This is a genomic window from Sulfitobacter sp. UBA4523 (assembly GCF_002388305.1).
GTDB classification, from domain to species: Bacteria; Pseudomonadota; Alphaproteobacteria; order Rhodobacterales; family Rhodobacteraceae; genus Sulfitobacter; species Sulfitobacter pontiacus.
Genome location: NZ_DGMH01000050.1, coordinates 175,721 through 193,792, shown reverse-complemented (window position 1 = coordinate 193,792; position 18,072 = coordinate 175,721). Strand labels below are relative to the sequence as shown.

Sequence of the window (18,072 nt, the reverse complement as noted above, 5' to 3'; positions counted from 1 at the left end):
CCATCGGCCCGTATCTGGTGACCGCAGACGAGGTGCCGGACCCGCAGAACCTTGATCTATGGCTTGATGTGAACGGCACCCGTCGCCAGACGGGCAATACCCGCACGATGGTCTTCTCGGTGGCCGAGATTATCTCTTTTCTCAGCCGTTTCATGACCTTACTGCCCGGAGACGTGATCGCCACCGGCACACCGCCCGGCGTTGGCATGGGCTTTAAGCCGCCGGTGTACCTGCAACCGGGCGATGTCGTTGAACTGGGTATCGAAGGCTTGGGATATCAACGCCAAGAAGTCATCAAATTCAACGGGTAAGCGCCCTACCCTAATGCATAACCTGCACCGCGCACCGTGCGGATCGGGTCATCGCCACCGTGAGATGTCAGCGCCTTGCGCAGCCGCGCGATGTGCACATCCACGGTGCGCGTGTCCACATATATATCGCGCCCCCAGACGTGATCCAGCAGCTGATCGCGGCTAAACACACGGCCCGGACGCTCTAACAGGGTGACCAGCAGCCGGTATTCTGTCGGGCCCAGTTTCAGCTCGTTCGCGGCGCGGTTCACGCGGTGGCGTTCCGTGTCCAGCGTGATATCGGCATAGCTGAGTGACGCGCCCGAGGATGCCGGGCGCACACGGCGCAATTGGGTACGCACACGGGCCATGAGCTCGCGCATGGAATAGGGTTTGACGACGTAATCATCCGCCCCCGTCTCTAGCCCGCGCACGGTGTCCACCTCTTCTGACCGTGCCGAGAGCATGATCACGGGGATATTACGCGTATCTTCGCGGGTCTTGAGCTGCCGGCACACCTCGATCCCGCTCAGCAGCGGCATCATCCAATCCAGAATAATCAGGTCCGGCAGCGCCTCTGCCACGAGCAGGATCGCTTCTTCGCCATTCTCGGCCCGCCTTACGTCAAACCCTTCGGATTCGAGGTTATACGCCAGAATTTCGCGCTGTGCGGGTTCATCTTCCACCAACAGGATCTGGGGCTGCGCCGCCGACATGGTTCTACCCCTTCAGCTTGGTGGAGGTGTTATCCGCCTTGGGGCGGTCCTCGTCCGGATGGGTGCCGGTCACCAAGTAGACGACCTGTTCCGCGATCGAAGTGACCAGATCGCCCATGCGTTCCACGTTTTTCGCGATGAAATGCAGGTGCATACACGATGTAATGTTGCGCGGGTCTTCCATCATGAAGGTGAGGAATTCACGGAACAGCGCGTTGTACATCTGATCGACGTCTTCATCGCGTGCGATTACGTCCATCGCCAGTTCTGCGTCGCGCTGCACATAGGAATCCAGCGCGTCCTTGAGCATGGATTCAACTGTTTTACACATGCGGCGGATGGCACCGGCGCTATCAGCAACTGCCGGAAGCTGCGCGAGCACTGAATTACGCTTGGCCATGTTTTTCGCATAGTCGCCAATACGTTCCAGGCTGGCGCTGATCTTGATCACGCTCAGGATCAGACGCAGGTCCACGGCTGTGGGTGCGCGCAGGGCGATGATGCGAGCGGCGCGTTCGTTGATCAGCTCTTCGAGCGCGTCAATCGCCTTGTCCCCGCCGCGGACCTGATCGGCCAGCTCTTCGTCGCGGGTTTCAAGCGATTGTGCGGCAAGGCGAATGGCATCTTCGACCATGCCACCCATTTTCATGATCTGTGCCTGAACGCTTTCGAGGTCACGGTCAAAGGCAGAGACAATGTGTTGATCTTGCATGATACTTATCCAATCCGGCCTGTGATGTAGCTTTCCGTCCGAGGGTCTTCGGGCGACGTGAAAATCTTGTCGGTCTCGCCGAACTCCACCAGATTGCCAAGGTGGAAGAACGCTGTTTTCTGGCTCACCCGTGCGGCCTGCTGCATGGAGTGTGTGACGATCACGACCGAATAGTCCTGACGCAGCTCGTCGATCAGCTCTTCGACCTGCGCGGTGGCGATCGGGTCAAGCGCGGAACAGGGTTCGTCCATCAGCAGCACTTCGGGTTCGGTCGCAACGGCACGGGCGATGCACAGACGCTGCTGCTGCCCACCAGAAAGGCCGGTGCCGGGCGCGTGCAGACGGTCCTTGACCTCGTTCCAGATGGCACCGTGTTTCAGGGCGCGTTCAACGATATCGTCAAGCTCGGACTTGTTGCGGGCCAGACCGTGGATGCGGGGGCCGTAGGCGACATTGTCGTAGATCGATTTGGGGAACGGGTTCGGCTTCTGGAAAACCATACCGACCTTGGCGCGCAGCTGCACCGGATCGACCGCGCTGTCATAGATGTCTTCGCCATCGATCAGGATATCGCCCTTGACGGTGCAGATATCAATCGTGTCGTTCATCCGGTTGATACACCGCAGGAAAGTCGATTTCCCGCAGCCCGATGGTCCGATAAAGGCGGTGACGGTTTTGTCTTGGATATCGACAGAGACATCCTTGATCGCGTGGGTGTCCCCGTAGAAAACCTGCACGTTGCGGGCGGCGATTTTTGTTTGGTTCGTTGTCACGTCCGTCTCCGAAATTACGTTGTCTTTCATAGCCTTGCCTTTCATTCTTACCAGCGCCGCTCGAACCGGCGCCGCAGCATTACGGCGATGGCGTTCATGGTGATCAAAAAGACCAGCAAGATGATGATACCGCCCCAAGCGCGTTCATAGAACGCGGGATCGGCGCGTTTGGCCCATTCGTAGATCTGCGCCGGCATGGCGGAGTTCGGGTCCATCAGCCCCGATGCGATGCCATCGGGCGGGTTCGAGGCGATGAAGCCCACCATCCCGATCAGCAGCAGCGGGGCCGTTTCACCAAGCGCCTGCGCCAGACCGATGATTGTGCCAGTGAGGATACCCGGGGCAGCCAAGGGCAGCACGTGGTGGAACACCGATTGCATCTTCGACGCCCCTACCCCCAGTGCCGCGTCACGGATGCTGGGCGGGACAGATTTCAGCGAGGCGCGGGTCGAGATGATGATCGTCGGCAGCGTCATCAGCGTCAGCACCAGCCCGCCCACCAGCGGGGCCGAGTTTGGCAGGTGCATATAATTAATGAAAACCGCCAGACCCAGAATACCGAAGACAATCGACGGCACCGCCGCGAGATTAGAGATATTCACCTCGATGATATCGGTCAGCAGGTTCTTGGGGGCGAATTCTTCAAGGTAGATCGACGCGGCGACCCCGATGGGCAGCGCCAGCGCCAGCACCACCAGCATCATAAAGAGCGAGCCAAGCATCGAGACCCCCATGCCCGCCGCCTCGGGTCGGGCATCAGACGCATCGGCACCTGTGATGAAATCGATGTTAAAGCGTTTTTCCAGCGCCCCATCTGCGACAAGGGCGTCCACCAGATCAAGCTGCTCTGCGCTGATGCTTTTGTCATTGGCGATGCTGTCGCGTGTGACGCGGCCCTTCATATAGCCATCGACGCGGCTGTTGGTCAGGAATTCGAATTCAACCGCGGTGCCGATGAGCTCGGGGTTATCCAGCACAAAGTCACGCAGCTGTGCCGCCGCATCCTTGGACAGGATGCCCGCCATATCCTTGGGCTTTAGGTCCGTGGTAATCCCGGTCTCGGCCACCTTGGCCTCAAGCGCGGCGGCCATCAGCGGCGCGTAGCCGAAGGTCGATACCTTCTTGATCTCGTCCAGATTACGGTTGCCGTTCTTGTCCAGCTTTTCCTCAAGCAGTTGCACGTTCAGCGTCAGGAACGTCTGTTGAAAGGCCCCTGCGCCGCGACCAATGATTGTGGTCAGCAAGATCGCCAGCATCAGCAGGCCCACGGCGATGGCCGCGATACCGTAGGATTTGAAACGGGCCTCTGCACGGTTGCGTTTGACGGTGCGCGCGTCGGGCTTCAGCAGCGAATGGCGCGGCGTTGCGGTGTTGGGCATGTCGGTCATTCGTACTGCTCCCGGTATTTGCGCACGATATAAAGCGCCAGAACGTTCAGCCCCAGGGTCAGCACGAACAGCGTCAGACCAAGGGCAAAGGCGACCAGCGTTTCAGGGCTGGCAAAGTCGGTATCCCCGGTCAGCTGGCTGACGATACGGGTGGTGATGGTGGTCATCGCTTCCAGCGGGTTGCCCGAAATGCGGGCGATGGCCCCTGCCCCCAGAACAACGATCATCGTCTCGCCGATGGCCCGGCTCGCGGCGAGAAGCACAGCCCCCACGATCCCCGGCAAAGCGGCAGGCAGCACGACCTGGCGGATGGTTTCGGAATGGGTCGCGCCCAGGCCAAATGACCCGTCGCGCATCGATTGCGGCACAGCGTTGATGATATCGTCGCTCAGCGAAGAAACGAAGGGGATCAGCATGATGCCCATGACCAGCCCCGCCGTCAGGACCGAAGTCGCCCCGCTCATCCAGTCGACGCCCAGCAGACCATTCTCGCCGCGGCCAAAGATGTTCACAAGGAACGGCCCCACTGTCAGCAAGGCAAACAGACCGTACACAATGGTCGGGATACCGGCGAGGATCTCAAGCAAAGGCTTGGCGAAAGAGCGTACTTTGTTGTTGGCGTATTCCGACAGGTAAATCGCGGCAAAGAGGCCGATCGGCACGGCCACCAGCAGCGCGATGATCGAGATATAGAGCGTCCCCCAGAGCAGCGGCAGGATCGACAGATCACTGTCCCCGCGGAAGTTCGGGGCCCATGTGGTGCCCAGAAAGAAATCCTGCCACGGATGCAGACGGAAGAAATTCAGCGTCTCGAACAACATCGACAGGACGATCCCCACGGTGGTCAGGATCGCCAGCGACGCGGCAAGCACCAGCAACCCGAGCAGAAAGCGTTCCACCGTATTGCGCGCGCGAAAATCGGCCCGTGCGGTGCGCATCGCGATGAACAGACCGGCCAGCGCCAACACAGAGATTACCGCGATCATCAGCCAGCGGCCGGTGTATTCCATTGACCGGTAGCGCTGCGCGGCGGCCAGCACCTCTGGCGTCACGTCAGACCCAAGCGCCACGCCCGAGCCCGCCAGCAGCGCGCGCACATCAGTGCCGGTCACGTCCAGATCGCGGGCGCTTTGCGCATCCAGCGCGCCCGATTGCACGGCCGCGTCCAGCCCGTTGGCCACGCGGCGTACGTCGCTCATCACCAGATTGACCGAAGAACCTTCGTTCACGGCGCTTTGCGGAATCATGTCGATGACCGCGTTCTGGATCAGCATCGGCTGTACCAGCATCCAGATCGCAAGCACAAACAGCGCCGGAATGGCGGTGAGCATGGCGGCATTATAGCCGTAGTAATTCGGAAGGGAATGCAGCTTGCGCGCATCGCCCGAGACGGACGACATGGCCCGGCTGCGCACCAGACCATAGGCAAGGACTGTTAATATCAAAACAACGGCAACTAAGAGCGTGGTAGATCCCACATTGAAAATATCGCGCATGGTGGCCCCCGGTCGCAGCCTGTTTCAGGCTATCATTGTTTGGAAAGTATCAGTCGGCAGCAAAAATCCGGAGGCACCTCGCAGCGCCTCCGGATCGTCAGACAGGGTTTAGGAACCGCTGCCCATTACAGTTTCTTCAGCAACAACCGACTGTGTTTTCGCCAGTTCTGGGTCGGAGACCAGACCGTATTCAGCCAAAGGACCGTCGGGACCGGCAATCTCGTCTGCCACGAAGAACTCGGCATATTCTTTCAGGCCGGGGATCACGCCGATGTGCGCTTTCTTGACGTAGAAGAACAGCGGGCGGGATACGGGGTAGTCGCCGCTCGAGATGGTTTCAACGGTGGGCTCAATGCCGCTCATGTTGGCGACGGTCAGCTTGTCGGTGTTGTTCTCGTAGAATGCCAGACCGAAGACGCCGATGCCGTCTTTGTTGCTTTCGATGCGCGCCAGCGTTTCGGTGTAGTCACCGTCGATGTCCACGGAAACACCATCGGTGCGCAGCGCGATACATGCTTTTTCAGCGGCTTTCTTGTCGTCGCCATTGGCGGCCTTGAACGCTTCGAAGTCGCCGGTGGCTTCACAGCCTGCCAGGATCACTTTTTCTTCGAAAACTTCGCGTGTGCCGTGCTTGGTGCCGGGGATGTAGGCCTGGATAGGCTGGTCGGGGAAGCTGGCGTTCACATCGGACCACATCTTGTTGGGGTTCGCGACGATCTCGCCGTCGACAACGACTTCGGCGGACAGGGCTTTGTACCAGTCTTCGGGGGTGAATTCGAATGTGTTGCCATTGATGTCGGAGGCAAACACGATGCCGTCATAGCCGATCTGGACTTCGATGATGTCGGTCACACCGTTGGTGGCGCAGGCTTCGACTTCGGAGCTTTTGATCTTGCGCGAGGCGTTTGCCACGTCGATTGTGTTCTCGCCAACACCTTCACAAAAACGCTTCAGACCCGCCGAGGAGCCACCGGATTCTACAACAGGTGTCGGGAAATCGAAGTTTTCGCCAAAGGCTTCGGCAACGATGGACGCATAGGGCAAAACAGTGGAGGAACCGGCAACCTGTACCTGATCACGCGCGGCAGCGGCGGTTGCGGATACGGCGGCAATGGCCAGCGCGGAAGTGGTGAGTTTAACGAGCGACATGATGTCTCCTGTCAGCTTAGATTTGTCTGACCACCCCCATGGTGATCTTGCCGCACCAATAGGCGGGCGACACTGAGCTTTTGTGACAGTCATGTTACAGTTTTATGACACGGACGGAAATTGTAATTTCTTTTTGACCAAAATGCGCCCGATCACGCCACATCCATAGGCAAGATCACCGTGAATCGCGCCCCATCTCCCAGATCAGAGGTGATTTTCAGCCGTCCGCGGTGCCGGTTCAGGATATGTTTTACAATCGCCAGCCCCAGCCCCGTCCCGCCAAGGGCACGGCTGCGGTGGCTGTCGGCGCGGTAGAACCGTTCGGTCAGGCGCGGCAGGTGCACAGGGTCGATCCCCGGACCGTGGTCGCGGATGGTGACCCGCACCGCAGGCCCGCGCAAGGAAGGGTCACGCAAGGTCGTCTCGACCGAAATTTCGACGTCTTTGCCCACGCCCCCATATTTGATGCCGTTTTCAATAAGATTCGTGAACACCTGCAACAGCTGGTCCGTATCCCCCATCAGGGGCAGCGGATCGTCCCCCATAGTCGCGACCAACGTCACATTCGCCTCTACGGCCAAGGGGTTGAGGTTGCGCATGGTCGATTGCAGCACATAGCGCAGATCGACCTTATCCGTCGGGCGTACCCGTTCGTCCGATTCGACGCGTGACAGCGACAGCAGATCGCCCACCAGCCGGTTCATGCGCTCGGCCTCTCCGGTCATGATCCCCAGAAACCGGTCCCGTGCGGGGGCGTCGTCACGCGCAGGGCCGCGTAAGGTTTCAATGAACCCCATCATCGCCGTCAGCGGGGTGCGCAACTCGTGGCTGACGTTGGCGACGAAATCGCGGCGCATCTGGCTGGCGTTGGTGACCTGTGTGATGTCTTGAAAGCTCAGCAAGACGTAATCCATGCCGGTCACCTTTCGGACGTGCACCCGAAAGGTCGTGTCATTGCCATTGTCGCTGGCCAGATATTGCGCCTCGCGCGGGGTATCATCCTGCTGGCATTGTTCGACCGCATCGACCACCGCCGGCTGGCGCAAGACGTTGATGTAATGACGGTCCAATGCGCCACGGCCCAGCAGAGCTTGGGCCGGCGCATTCATCGCGACGATACGTTCAGCCCGATCAACGGCAAGCGTAGGCAAAGGCAGCGCTGCCAGCAGATCCGGCAGATGCGGGCGCAGCACCATGCTCAGACGGGTTTAAGCTGGCTGGCAAAGCGCCGCGCGTTGTCTTGGTAGTGTTTCGCGCTGGCGGTCAGCCCGGCAATCGCCGCCGCGTCCAGCTCGCGCACGACCTTGCCCGGTGCGCCCATCACAAGCGACCCGTCAGGGATCACCTTGTTTTCAGTGATCAACGCCCCTGCCCCGATCAGACAATTCTTGCCGATCTTTGCCCCGTTCAGGATCGTCGCCCCCATCCCGACCAGCGAGTTATCCCCGATGGTGCAGCCGTGCAACATGACCTTGTGACCGATCGTACAGTTTTCCCCCACGGTCAACGGGCATCCCGGGTCCGTATGAAAGACGCAGTTTTCCTGCACATTACTGCCCTTGCCCACGAGGATCAGTTCGTTATCGCCGCGCAGCGTACAGCCGAACCAGACAGAGGCATCAGCCTCGAGCGTCACATTCCCGATGACATTGGCATCGGGGGCAACCCATGCATCCGCGTGAACCTGCGGGGTGATATCGGCCAGAGCGTAAAGCGTCATTTCGTATCCTCGAATTCTGATTGCAGCGCGCGCACATGATCCACCAGTTTCGGCTGCTGCGAAAGGCGCAATCTTTCGGCGGTGATGATCGACTTCAGCTTGGCCTCTGTTTCGGTCAGGTCGTCATTGACCAGCACGTAGTCGTAGCCGTCCCAATGGCTGATCTCGTCCCAGCTTTTCTCCATTCGCAGGGCGATGGTATCGGGGGCGTCCTGACCACGGGTTTCCAGACGCCGACGCAGCTCTTTGATCGAGGGCGGCAGGATGAAGATCGACAGTACGTGCTGCTTGAGCGTCGAGTTGCTGATCTGCTGCGCGCCCTGCCAATCCACGTCGAACAGCACATCGCGGCCACTGTCGATCGCCTTTTGCACCGGTCCCTTAGGCGAGCCGTAATAGTTGTTGAAGACGCGGGCGTGCTCCAGCATATCGCCATCGTTCACCATGGCGCGGAAGTCATCCTCGGCGGTGAAAAAGTAGTCTTTGCCGTCTTCCTCGCCGACACGCGGTGCGCGGGTGGTGGCCGAGACAGAGAATTCAAGCGAGGTATCCCAATCGCGCAGCTTGCGGGCCAGCGTCGATTTACCCGCCCCCGAGGGCGAGCTGAGGATGATCAATAGGCCGCGTCGGTCGCTCATGTCTTACTCCACATTTTGCACTTGTTCGCGCATCTGGTCTATCACCGCCTTCAAGGCCAGCCCGATCTGGGTCAGCGCGGTGTTTTGTGCCTTGGCGCACAGTGTATTGGCCTCGCGGTTGAACTCCTGCATCAGGAAATCCAGCTTGCGCCCCACGGCCCCGTCCTGCGCCAGCAAGGCGCGGGCGGCATCGACATGGGCGTGCAGGCGGTCGATCTCTTCTGTGATGTCGGATTTGACGGCGATCAGCGCCAGTTCCTGCGCCAGCCGGTCAGCGTCCACGCCTTCGGCATTGTCCAGCACCCGCGAAAGATTGCGTTGCAACGTCTGTGCCATCTCGTCCTTGCGCGTCTCGGCCAGCGCGGCGGCCTGTGTCGTCAGCTCTGCCACCTGCGCCAACTGCGCTTCGAGCACCTGCGCCAAGGCAGCCCCTTCGCGGGCGCGCATATCGTTGAAATCGGCAAGCACCGTGGGGAATTCCGCCAGCAGTATCGCGCAAAGGGCGGCCACATCATCCACCGTCGTCGCCTGTTCAAGCACGCCGCGCATGGTGACGATATCGGTCGCCTTGGAGGGCGCAAGCGAGATCCCCGCATCCATCGCGCGCGCTTCGATCTGGTGCAGCGCGTCCAGCACGACCTCAAGCTGATCCGCGTTCACCCTCAATGCGCCAGAGCCATCCTCGCGGGTGATCCGAAGATTGCAAGTGACATTGCCGCGGGTGATGGCAGCGCCGAGCGTCTTGCGCAGGCCGGCTTCCAGCCCGTCGATCCAGTCGGGCACACGCAGGCGCAGGTCGAGCCCCTTGCCGTTGACCGATCGCAATTCCCACCCCCAACTGTGCGGGCCGGACGCACCACTGGCCGAGGCGAAACCCGTCATCGAACGTATCATGGCATGGTCCTTGTCGATTGCGATTGTTGCGCGCCTTAAAAGGGAAAGTCGCAAATGGGGCAAGTAAAAAGCCATTCTGCCGCGCGAGGTCTCCCCTTAACGGTCTGTTAACCAAGTTTGCTGTTATATCTACAAATTACCGCTCATTTGACTAAACTCAGGCAATACATCGCGGCCCCGCTGCCGCCCCCCGTCCTGCTCTTGTCCCGACCGCAATAAGGCTGCCCGATGAAACATCTTCCCCCTCTGGATGACATGCCCCAGACCGGCTCTCGCCGCGCGATGCCGCCGCCGACACCCGCGATGGTTGACGTGCGGGCCTATTGGCAGGGGCTGTGCCGTGGTCAGCCGGTCCCGTTCCGGTCGCAGATAGACCCTGCACAGATCACCTCCGTGCTTGATCGCGCCTTTGTTCTGGAACGTAGGCGGTCTGAACTGGCGCGGTTTCGCGTCGCCGGATCGCAGCTGTGCACTGCCATGGGGATGGACCTGCGCGGGATGCCGATGATCTCTCTGTTCGACCCGTCCGAGCGTCGCCGCTGCAGTGATTGGCTGGATCACATTCTGTCAGAGCCCGCCACCGGAGAGATGACGCTCACCGCGGGGGATGCGACCGTTCAGGCGCGTATGCTGGTGCTGCCGCTGCGCAGTGACATGGGGCAGATCGACCGGATGCTTGGCTGTCTGGAGATCACATCCAATGGCATCGAGCATCCGGGGTTGTATCGGATCGGCGATCTTGCCACCACACCGATCCCGCGCCCGCCACGGGCCGATGTGGCAGAGGAAACGCACACGCCCTGCCCCGAAGGTTTCGCCGATCCCGCCGCGCGTTTTGCCGCGCGGCGAGATCGCAACCGGCCAGCCTATCTACGGGTCGTGAAGTAAACGGGGCAACCCCGATGGGACGCACCCCGATGCCGCAAAAGAAAAGGGCCGCGCATGATGATATGCGCGGCCTTCCTTATTGCATGAGCTGCGGCAGTTAGCCGACGGCTTTGACCTGTTGGTTCGCCCGGCGTGCCGACAGTTCCTCGGCCACGAGGAAGGCAAGCTCCAGCGACTGGCTGGCGTTCAAACGCGGGTCGCAGGCAGTGTGGTAGCGGTCCGACAGGTCTTCGTCCTGAACGGCGCGGACACCACCAGTACATTCAGTCACATCCTGACCGGTCATCTCAAAGTGGACACCACCGGGCACGGTGCCCTCGGCCCCATGTACCGCAAAGAATTCACGCACTTCGCGCAGCACGGAATCAAAGGGCCGCGTCTTATAGCCGCTTGAGGATTTGATCGTGTTGCCGTGCATGGGGTCACAGGTCCAGACGACATTCGCGCCCTCTTCCTGCACAGTCTTGATCAGACGCGGCAGGTGTTCACCGACATTGCCGGCCCCGAAACGCGCGATCAGGGTCAGGCGACCCTCTTCGTTTTCGGGGTTCAGCTTGTGCATCAACAGCTTGAGGTCATCGCTTGTCATCGTCGGGCCGCACTTCAGGCCGATGGGGTTCTGAACGCCGCGGGCAAATTCCACATGCGCGCCATCGGGCTGACGTGTCCGGTCGCCGATCCAGATCATGTGACCCGAGCCCGCCAGCCATTTGCCGGTCTGGCTGTCCTGACGGCACAGCGCCTCTTCGTATTCCAGCAGCAGCGATTCGTGGCTGGTATAATATTCCACCGATTGCAGCGTATGCGCCGTCTCGGACGTGACACCAGCCGCCGCCATGAAATCAAGCGTGTCTGAAATGCGGTTCGCGATCTCGCGGTATTTTTCCGCCTTTTCGCTTTCGGTAAAGCCCAAAGTCCAGCCGTGCACCTGATGCACATCGGCATAGCCGCCGGTCGAGAACGCCCGGATCAGGTTCAGGGTCGCGGCGGCCTGTGTGTAGGCGCGCAGCATCTTTTTAGGGTCGGGAATACGGGCGTCGGCGGTAAAGGCCAGCTCGTTGATGATGTCACCGCGGTAGCTTGGTAGTTCCACCCCATCCACGGTTTCAGTCGGCGCTGAACGCGGCTTGGCGAACTGACCCGCCATGCGGCCCAGCTTGATCACCGGCACTTTGGCACCGTGGGTCAGCACGATGGCCATCTGCAACATCACCTTGAAGGTGTCGCGGATCATATCGCTGCTGAATTGTTCAAAGCTTTCGGCGCAATCGCCGCCCTGAAGCAAGAACGCCTCGCCACGGCCCGCCGCCGCCAGATGCTTTTTCAGCCGCCGCGCTTCACCCGCAAAGACCAACAATGGATAACGGGACAATTCAGCTTCGACCGCGCGCAGCGCGTCCTGATTAGGATAGTCGGGCATCTGGATCCGCGGTTTGTCGCGCCAGCTTGATTTTGTCCAATCGGTCATCATTTTTCTCCGAAGTCCGCAGCGCCAGAAGTGTCAGGCGCAAACATTGTGAAATTGTGGTATATAAAGGTCTGACCCAAGTGACCAGAACCGAAATTCACCCTATTGACCTTCGCCCCCGCCCGTGGGCAAGGTTTTCGGCAGGTTTTTGAGGGCAGCGCCCACTTTGCCCCAACGTATAACGCAAACCTGAAAGGCGACGTGATGAGCGACACCCGTCTGGCCAACCGCATTCTTCCTGACACCGAAAAGACACGGCGCTTTGTCTTTGTGCTACTGGAAAACTTCACCATGCTCAGCTTTGCCTCGGCGGTGGAATGTCTGCGCATCGCCAACCGCATGGCGGGTCGTCCGGCCTATGACTGGCGTCTGATCGGCGAGGATGGCGGGCGCGTGCGCTGTTCGGCAGGAGCAGAATTCACGCTGGATGGCGATCTTGACGATCTGGGCCGCGACGACACGCTGGTGGTGTGCAGCGGCATCGACGTGCAGGCGGCGACGACCAAGAAGCTGCTGGGATGGCTGCGCCGTGAGGCCCGCAAGGGCATGATGGTCGGCGGTCTTTGCACGGCCGCCTTTACGCTGGCCAAGGCCGGATTGCTGGACGGGAAGAAAGCCACGATCCACTGGGAAAATCAGGATAGTTTCAGCGAAGACTTCGAGGACGTCACCCTGACAAAATCGGTCTTTGTGGTGGACGGCAACCGGATGACGACAGCGGGCGGGACATCCTCGATCGATCTGATGCTCAAGCTGATTGCCGACGATCTGGGCGAGGATCTGGCAAATGCCGTTGCCGACCAGCTGATCTATAGCTCCATCCGCACGGACCAGGACACGCAGCGTCTGTCGGTGCCCACCCGTATCGGCGTGCGGCATCCCAAGCTGGGTCAGGTCATCCAGATGATGGAGGCCAATATCGAAGAGCCGATCAGCCCGTCCTCATTGGCGCGCGATGTCGGCATGTCGACGCGGCAGCTTGAACGGCTGTTCCGCCGCTACCTCAACCGCAGCCCCAAACGCTATTACATGGAACTGCGCCTGCAAAAGGCGCGCAACCTGCTGATGCAAACGGATATGAGCGTGATCAACGTGGCGCTGGCCTGTGGCTTTGCCTCGCCGTCACATTTTTCCAAATGCTACCGCGCGCATTATAACACGACACCCTACCGCGAACGCGGGTCGCATGCGGCCAAGCCTGTCGCCTAATCGTTACTGATCCGGTACACCGCACCGTTCCCGACAGAGATAAACCAGATCGCGCCGTCCGGTGCCTCTATGATGTCGCGCACCCGTGCCGTGGCGGGGGCAGAGATTTGCGCCACCTCGGCCAGCGGATCGCCCTGTAGCCGCGCGATATAATTGAACTTGAGCGAGCCGACGAAGATATCGCCCCGCCAGTCGGGAAACATCTTGCCCGAATAGACCAGCAACCCCGAGGGCGCGATAGACGGGTCCCAGTAGAAGGCGGGCTGCTCCATCCCCTCTTTCGCGGTGCCTTCGCCGATCTTGGCACCGGAGTAGTGACGCCCGTAGGATATCACCGGCCATCCGTAATTCGCGCCCTTGCGGACCGCGTTAACCTCGTCCCCGCCGCGCGCACCATGTTCTGACACCCACAGGTTGCCCTCCAGATCAAGCGCTGCCCCTTGCGGATTGCGATGCCCGTAGGACCAGATTTCCGGCAGCACGTCGTCGCGCCCGACAAACGGGTTATCGGCGGGCACAGTACCGTCACGGTTCACCCGCACGACAGAGCCGTTGTGCTGACCCAGATCCTGCGCCGCCGGACGGTCGCCGCGCTCTCCGACGGTGACGAAAAGCGTGCCATCGCGCGCCTCGACCACGCGGCTGCCAAAGTGCTGACCGGCGGCAGACCCGCGTGACATGGTAAAGAGATCGCGTAGATTTTCGAGCCGCGCACCATCCTGCGACAGCTCTGCCGCGGCAAGCGCGGTACCGGCCCCGCCCTCAAGCGCCTTGGCATAGGTCAGGAATATGGTGCGCGATCTGTCAAAATCCCGTGCCAGCGTGATGTCCAGCAAGCCGCCCTGCCCTGCGTCAACGACCTGCGGGGTACCCGCGACCTCGTGGCTGGTCCCCTCGCGGACCCGCAGCAAGCGGCCGTCACGTTCGGTGACCAGCACGTCCCCATTCGGCAAAATCGCCAGCGCCCAAGGCGTCTCCAGTCCTGACACCTGCTGGGTAATCCGAAGCTCTTGCGCGACAACGCCCGACGCGCCCATGACCGATCCGGCTATGACCAACGCCCCGATGGCCCGTGCGGCCTGATGCATCATCCCCCCGCGAAACATGGCTTTCCCCCTTCATACAACCTATCCCTGCAAACCTAGCGCAGACAAAGCGTCGATCCACATCATCTTGCGCCACTTTACCTAGGGATAACGCTTTTCTTTTCCAAAATCGCCGCATAGGCTCTGGCGCAGAACACCATGTTCAACAGGGAGAGAAACATGAAAAAGATGCTTATGGCCACAACGGCTGCAGCATTGCTGGCCACCAATGCCTATGCCGACGCGCATAGCAAGGACGTGAAGCTTGGCGTGATCTTTGGCTACACCGGCCCGATTGAATCGCTGACCGGCATCATGGCATCCAGCGCCGAGCTGGCCATGAAAGAAGTCACCGACAGCGGCATGCTGATGGACGGGGCGACAGTCACCGCCTCGCGCGCTGACACGGGCTGCGTCGATAACGCGCTTGCGGTATCCAGTGCGGAACGCCTGATCGCCGAAGGGATCAACGGCATTGTGGGCGCGGCCTGCTCTGGCGTGAGCGGCGCGATCTTGCAAAACGCGGCACTGCCCAACGGCATGGTGATGATTTCGCCATCCTCCACATCCCCCGGCCTGAGCACGATGGAAGACGATGGTCTGTTCTTCCGCACCGCCCCCTCCGACGCCCGTCAGGGCGAGGTCATGGCAGAGGTGCTGATGGAAGAAGGCGTCAAGGAAGTCGCGGTCACCTATACCAACAACGACTACGGCAAGGGTTTGGCGGACGCGTTCCAGCAGGCCTATGAAGCCGCGGGCGGGACGATCACCATCTCTGCCGCACATGAAGACGGCAAGGCCGATTACTCTGCCGAGGTTGGCGCGCTGGCCTCTGCCGGTGGCGACCGTCTGGTGGTTGCGGGCTACGTCGATCAGGGTGGATCGGGCGTTGTGCGTGCAGCGATTGATTCAGGCGCGTTCGACACGTTCCACTTCCCCGACGGGATGATCGCGGCGAACCTTGAAAACAACTTCGGCTCCGAGCTGGACGGCTCCACCGGCCAGCACCCCGGCACCGATAGCCCCGGCGCTGACAAGTTCACCGCGCTGGTCGACGGTGCCTTCGATACCACATCGCCCTTCGCACCGGAAAGCTATGACGCAGCGGCGCTGCTGATGCTGGCGATGCAGGCCGCAGGGTCTTCCGATCCGCAGGTCTATAAGGATCAGGTCATGTCGGTTGCTAACGCCCCCGGCGAAAAGATCTATCCGGGTGAGCTGGCCAAGGCGCTGCAAATCCTCAAGGAGGGCGGCGAAGTCGATTATGAAGGCGCAACCGCGGTTGAACTGATCGGCCCCGGTGAATCCGCTGGCAGCTACCGTCAGATCAAGATCGAAGACGGCAAGATCACGACGGTTCAATACCGCTAACATCACATGACGTGACAGAAAACAGCCCGGTGCATTGCGACCGGGCTGTTTTTGCAACGGGGCTTCGGCACCGCACGGGGAGACTACAAAATGATCGTCGTAGACGACATCCATAAACATTTCGGCGGGTTCCACGCCGTGGACGGGGCCAATCTGACCATTGGCAAAGGCACGATCACCGGTTTGATCGGCCCGAACGGTGCTGGCAAAACGACGCTATTCAACGTGATCGCGGGGGTGTTGAAACCGACCTCGGGGCGCGTGACGATGGACGGCGAGGATATCACCGGCCTGCCCCCCCATACGCTGTTTCACAAAGGGCTGCTGCGGACCTTCCAGATCGCGCATGAATTCTCGTCGATGACCTGCCGCGAGAACCTGATGATGGTGCCCGGCGATCAGGCGGGCGAGACGCTATGGAACACGTGGTTCGGGCGCAAGCGCATCGCCGATCAGGAACGCGCCTTGCGCGCCAAAGCCGACGAGGTGCTTGAGTTTCTGACGGTGGAACATCTGGCCGAGCAGAAAGCAGGTCAGATCTCCGGCGGTCAGAAAAAGCTGCTGGAACTGGGGCGGACCATGATGGTTGACGCCAAGATCGTGTTCCTTGACGAGGTCGGGGCCGGTGTGAACCGCACGCTGCTCAATACCATCGGTGACGCGATCATCCGTCTGAACAAGGAACGCGGTTATACCTTTGTCGTGATCGAACACGACATGGATTTCATCGGCCGTCTGTGTGATCCGGTGATCTGTATGGCCGAGGGCAAGGTTCTTGCTCAAGGTACCCTGCCCGAGATCAAGGCCAACGAACAGGTGATCGAGGCCTATCTGGGCACCGGCCTCAAGAACAAGGCCGTGTCTGCATGAGACGGATGGCCACCGCATTGACGCTCTGCGCGGGATTTGCCCTGCCGCAGGCCGCTGCTGCCTGTGCGCAGCTGTCGGCGCAGGTCTGGATGTGCGATCGGGGCACCCCGTGGGAAGAAGCAACCTGGGACACGGTCGGCGACGGCTCCACCCGCTATCTGGGCGAGGTGATCCTGAACTTCACCCAAGAATGGCCCGGCTACGACATCGCCGACGGCACCTCGACGCTGGAAGAGCAATACGAGACCTATAGCGCCTGGATCGCGGCGGATGGCGGCCCTGCCCCCGAGGTGCTGAAGGTCGACCGGATCGACACCCCGATGGGCACGACCCTGCGCCACCTGCAATATGACGAGATCGAAGGCGACCGCACCATGAGCGCGGTCATGTTGTCGGATGTCGGATCAGCGCGGATTATGCTGTACCTCGATACCACCGACACAATGCCTTTGGATGAAATGGACAAGATGTCCTTTGAGGTGGCCATGATGCTGCGCGACACATGTGCGGATGAGATATCCTGCGCCGCGCCCATCCCTGCGGCAGCCCTGGACACCGAATGAAAGAGAACGACATGAGCAACCCATACGGCGACCGGGGCAATAAGGACCTGTCGATCGCGAACCCCAAAGGGCAAGGCACCGCGCAGCCGGTCAAACGGGGCGGCAAAAGCCACCCCGCGCCGGGGGGCCCCTTCCTGATCGGCGACACGATGACGGGCGGTTATGGCAAGGGTCCCGATATCCTGCACGGCTGCACCATCGCCGTCGAAAAGGGTGAGATCGCCGTCATCGTCGGCCCCAATGGCGCGGGCAAATCCACGGCGATGAAGGCGGTCTTTGGCATGCTCGACGTGCGCCAGGGCCATGTACGGCTGGACGGCGAAGACATCACTTCGCTGTCGCCGCAGGACCGTGTGGCCAAGGGCATGGGGTTTGTGCCGCAGACCTCGAACATCTTTACCTCGATGACAGTGGAAGAAAACCTCGAGATGGGGGCGTTCATCCGCCGCGATGATTTCCGTGATACGATGGCGCAGGTCTATGACCTTTTTCCGATCCTCAAGGAAAAGCGCTATCAGGCCGCGGGCGAGCTGTCGGGCGGGCAACGCCAGCAGGTCGCTGTGGGCCGCGCGTTGATGACGCAGCCGAAGGTGCTGATGCTGGACGAACCCACCGCTGGCGTGTCCCCCATCGTGATGGACGAACTGTTCGACCGCATCATCGAGGTCGCGCGGACCGGTATCCCGATCCTGATGGTGGAACAAAACGCCCGCCAAGCGCTGGAGATTGCGGATAAGGGCTATGTTCTGGTGCAAGGGGCCAATGCCTTTACCGGCACGGGCAAAGAGCTTTTGGAAGACCCCGAAGTTCGCAAATCCTTTCTGGGGGGTTAAGCGATGCGA

At 60.6% G+C, this 18,072-nt stretch carries 19 protein-coding genes; 7 read left to right on the top strand and 12 right to left on the bottom strand.

What is annotated here, in order from left to right; genetic code table 11:
• Nucleotides 1–311, top strand: a 311-nt coding sequence (locus B3849_RS12390) for a fumarylacetoacetate hydrolase family protein (RefSeq protein WP_286780237.1), incomplete at its 5' end; no start/stop codon positions are given.
• Nucleotides 312–316: 5 nt separating this feature from the next.
• Here B3849_RS12390 and phoB read toward each other — a convergent pair.
• From phoB to B3849_RS12340, 10 genes are all read right to left on the bottom strand, one after another.
• On the bottom strand, nucleotides 317–1,006 hold the full coding sequence (phoB, locus tag B3849_RS12385; RefSeq protein ID WP_009824649.1) for a phosphate regulon transcriptional regulator PhoB: 690 nt from the start codon (nucleotides 1,004–1,006) through the stop codon (nucleotides 317–319).
• Nucleotides 1,007–1,010: 4 nt separating this feature from the next.
• Nucleotides 1,011–1,718 (bottom strand): phosphate signaling complex protein PhoU, encoded by a 708-nt coding sequence (phoU, locus tag B3849_RS12380; protein WP_009824650.1) that lies wholly within the window; start codon nucleotides 1,716–1,718, stop codon nucleotides 1,011–1,013.
• Between the two features lie 5 nt (nucleotides 1,719–1,723).
• Entirely contained in the window at nucleotides 1,724–2,521 is a 798-nt protein-coding gene (pstB, locus tag B3849_RS12375) for a phosphate ABC transporter ATP-binding protein PstB (protein WP_286780236.1), read from the bottom strand.
• Nucleotides 2,522–2,538: 17 nt separating this feature from the next.
• Nucleotides 2,539–3,879 (bottom strand): phosphate ABC transporter permease PstA, encoded by a 1,341-nt coding sequence (pstA, locus tag B3849_RS12370; protein WP_132996576.1) that lies wholly within the window; start codon nucleotides 3,877–3,879, stop codon nucleotides 2,539–2,541.
• On the bottom strand, nucleotides 3,876–5,375 hold the full coding sequence (gene pstC / locus B3849_RS12365) for a phosphate ABC transporter permease subunit PstC (RefSeq protein WP_278426354.1): 1,500 nt from the start codon (nucleotides 5,373–5,375) through the stop codon (nucleotides 3,876–3,878). The genes pstA and pstC overlap by 4 nt, the downstream gene beginning before the upstream one ends.
• A 108-nt stretch (nucleotides 5,376–5,483) precedes the next feature.
• Nucleotides 5,484–6,524 (bottom strand): substrate-binding domain-containing protein, encoded by a 1,041-nt coding sequence (locus B3849_RS12360; protein WP_278426355.1) that lies wholly within the window; start codon nucleotides 6,522–6,524, stop codon nucleotides 5,484–5,486.
• A 152-nt stretch (nucleotides 6,525–6,676) separates the two neighbouring features.
• Complete coding sequence (locus tag B3849_RS12355; protein ID WP_009824654.1) at nucleotides 6,677–7,720, bottom strand: sensor histidine kinase; 1,044 nt, start codon at nucleotides 7,718–7,720, stop codon at nucleotides 6,677–6,679.
• Between the two features lie 2 nt (nucleotides 7,721–7,722).
• Nucleotides 7,723–8,244, bottom strand: coding sequence for a gamma carbonic anhydrase family protein (locus tag B3849_RS12350; RefSeq protein ID WP_009824655.1), 522 nt, complete (start codon nucleotides 8,242–8,244; stop codon nucleotides 7,723–7,725).
• Nucleotides 8,241–8,882, bottom strand: a complete 642-nt coding sequence (gmk, locus tag B3849_RS12345) for a guanylate kinase (protein WP_005853615.1) — start codon at nucleotides 8,880–8,882, stop codon at nucleotides 8,241–8,243. Before gmk ends, B3849_RS12350 begins: the two co-directional genes overlap by 4 nt.
• Before the next feature lie 3 nt (nucleotides 8,883–8,885).
• Nucleotides 8,886–9,776 carry a YicC/YloC family endoribonuclease gene (locus B3849_RS12340; RefSeq protein ID WP_278426356.1) on the bottom strand — a complete coding sequence of 297 codons (891 nt, stop codon included), beginning with the start codon at nucleotides 9,774–9,776 and terminating at the stop codon, nucleotides 8,886–8,888.
• 228 nt (nucleotides 9,777–10,004) lie between these two features.
• Between B3849_RS12340 and B3849_RS12335 the strand changes: the two genes are divergently transcribed.
• Nucleotides 10,005–10,664, top strand: a complete 660-nt coding sequence (locus tag B3849_RS12335) for a PAS domain-containing protein (protein ID WP_278426357.1) — start codon at nucleotides 10,005–10,007, stop codon at nucleotides 10,662–10,664.
• Nucleotides 10,665–10,761: 97 nt separating this feature from the next.
• Here the strand turns inward: B3849_RS12335 and B3849_RS12330 are convergent, their stop codons facing one another.
• Nucleotides 10,762–12,132 (bottom strand): class II 3-deoxy-7-phosphoheptulonate synthase, encoded by a 1,371-nt coding sequence (locus B3849_RS12330; protein WP_286780235.1) that lies wholly within the window; start codon nucleotides 12,130–12,132, stop codon nucleotides 10,762–10,764.
• A 204-nt stretch (nucleotides 12,133–12,336) separates the two neighbouring features.
• Here B3849_RS12330 and B3849_RS12325 point away from each other — a divergent pair, with 204 nt between their 5' ends.
• Complete coding sequence (locus B3849_RS12325) at nucleotides 12,337–13,341, top strand: GlxA family transcriptional regulator (RefSeq protein WP_237279277.1); 1,005 nt, start codon at nucleotides 12,337–12,339, stop codon at nucleotides 13,339–13,341.
• On the opposite strand, the gene B3849_RS12320 is transcribed toward B3849_RS12325, so the two are convergent.
• Nucleotides 13,338–14,447 (bottom strand): PQQ-dependent sugar dehydrogenase, encoded by a 1,110-nt coding sequence (locus tag B3849_RS12320; RefSeq protein ID WP_278426360.1) that lies wholly within the window; start codon nucleotides 14,445–14,447, stop codon nucleotides 13,338–13,340. The genes B3849_RS12325 and B3849_RS12320 overlap by 4 nt on opposite strands.
• A gap of 159 nt (nucleotides 14,448–14,606) precedes the next feature.
• Between B3849_RS12320 and B3849_RS12315 the strand changes: the two genes are divergently transcribed.
• From B3849_RS12315 to B3849_RS12300, 4 genes are all read left to right on the top strand, one after another.
• On the top strand, nucleotides 14,607–15,797 hold the full coding sequence (locus B3849_RS12315; RefSeq protein ID WP_278426361.1) for an ABC transporter substrate-binding protein: 1,191 nt from the start codon (nucleotides 14,607–14,609) through the stop codon (nucleotides 15,795–15,797).
• Between the two features lie 90 nt (nucleotides 15,798–15,887).
• The gene (locus tag B3849_RS12310; protein ID WP_005853630.1) at nucleotides 15,888–16,667 is read left to right on the top strand and encodes an ABC transporter ATP-binding protein; all 780 of its coding nucleotides are present in this window, start codon (nucleotides 15,888–15,890) and stop codon (nucleotides 16,665–16,667) included.
• On the top strand, nucleotides 16,664–17,230 hold the full coding sequence (locus B3849_RS12305) for a hypothetical protein (protein WP_051577590.1): 567 nt from the start codon (nucleotides 16,664–16,666) through the stop codon (nucleotides 17,228–17,230). Before B3849_RS12310 ends, B3849_RS12305 begins: the two co-directional genes overlap by 4 nt.
• Nucleotides 17,231–17,241: 11 nt before the next feature.
• The gene (locus B3849_RS12300; protein WP_278426363.1) at nucleotides 17,242–18,063 is read left to right on the top strand and encodes an ABC transporter ATP-binding protein; all 822 of its coding nucleotides are present in this window, start codon (nucleotides 17,242–17,244) and stop codon (nucleotides 18,061–18,063) included.
• Nucleotides 18,064–18,072 lie beyond the last annotated feature (9 nt).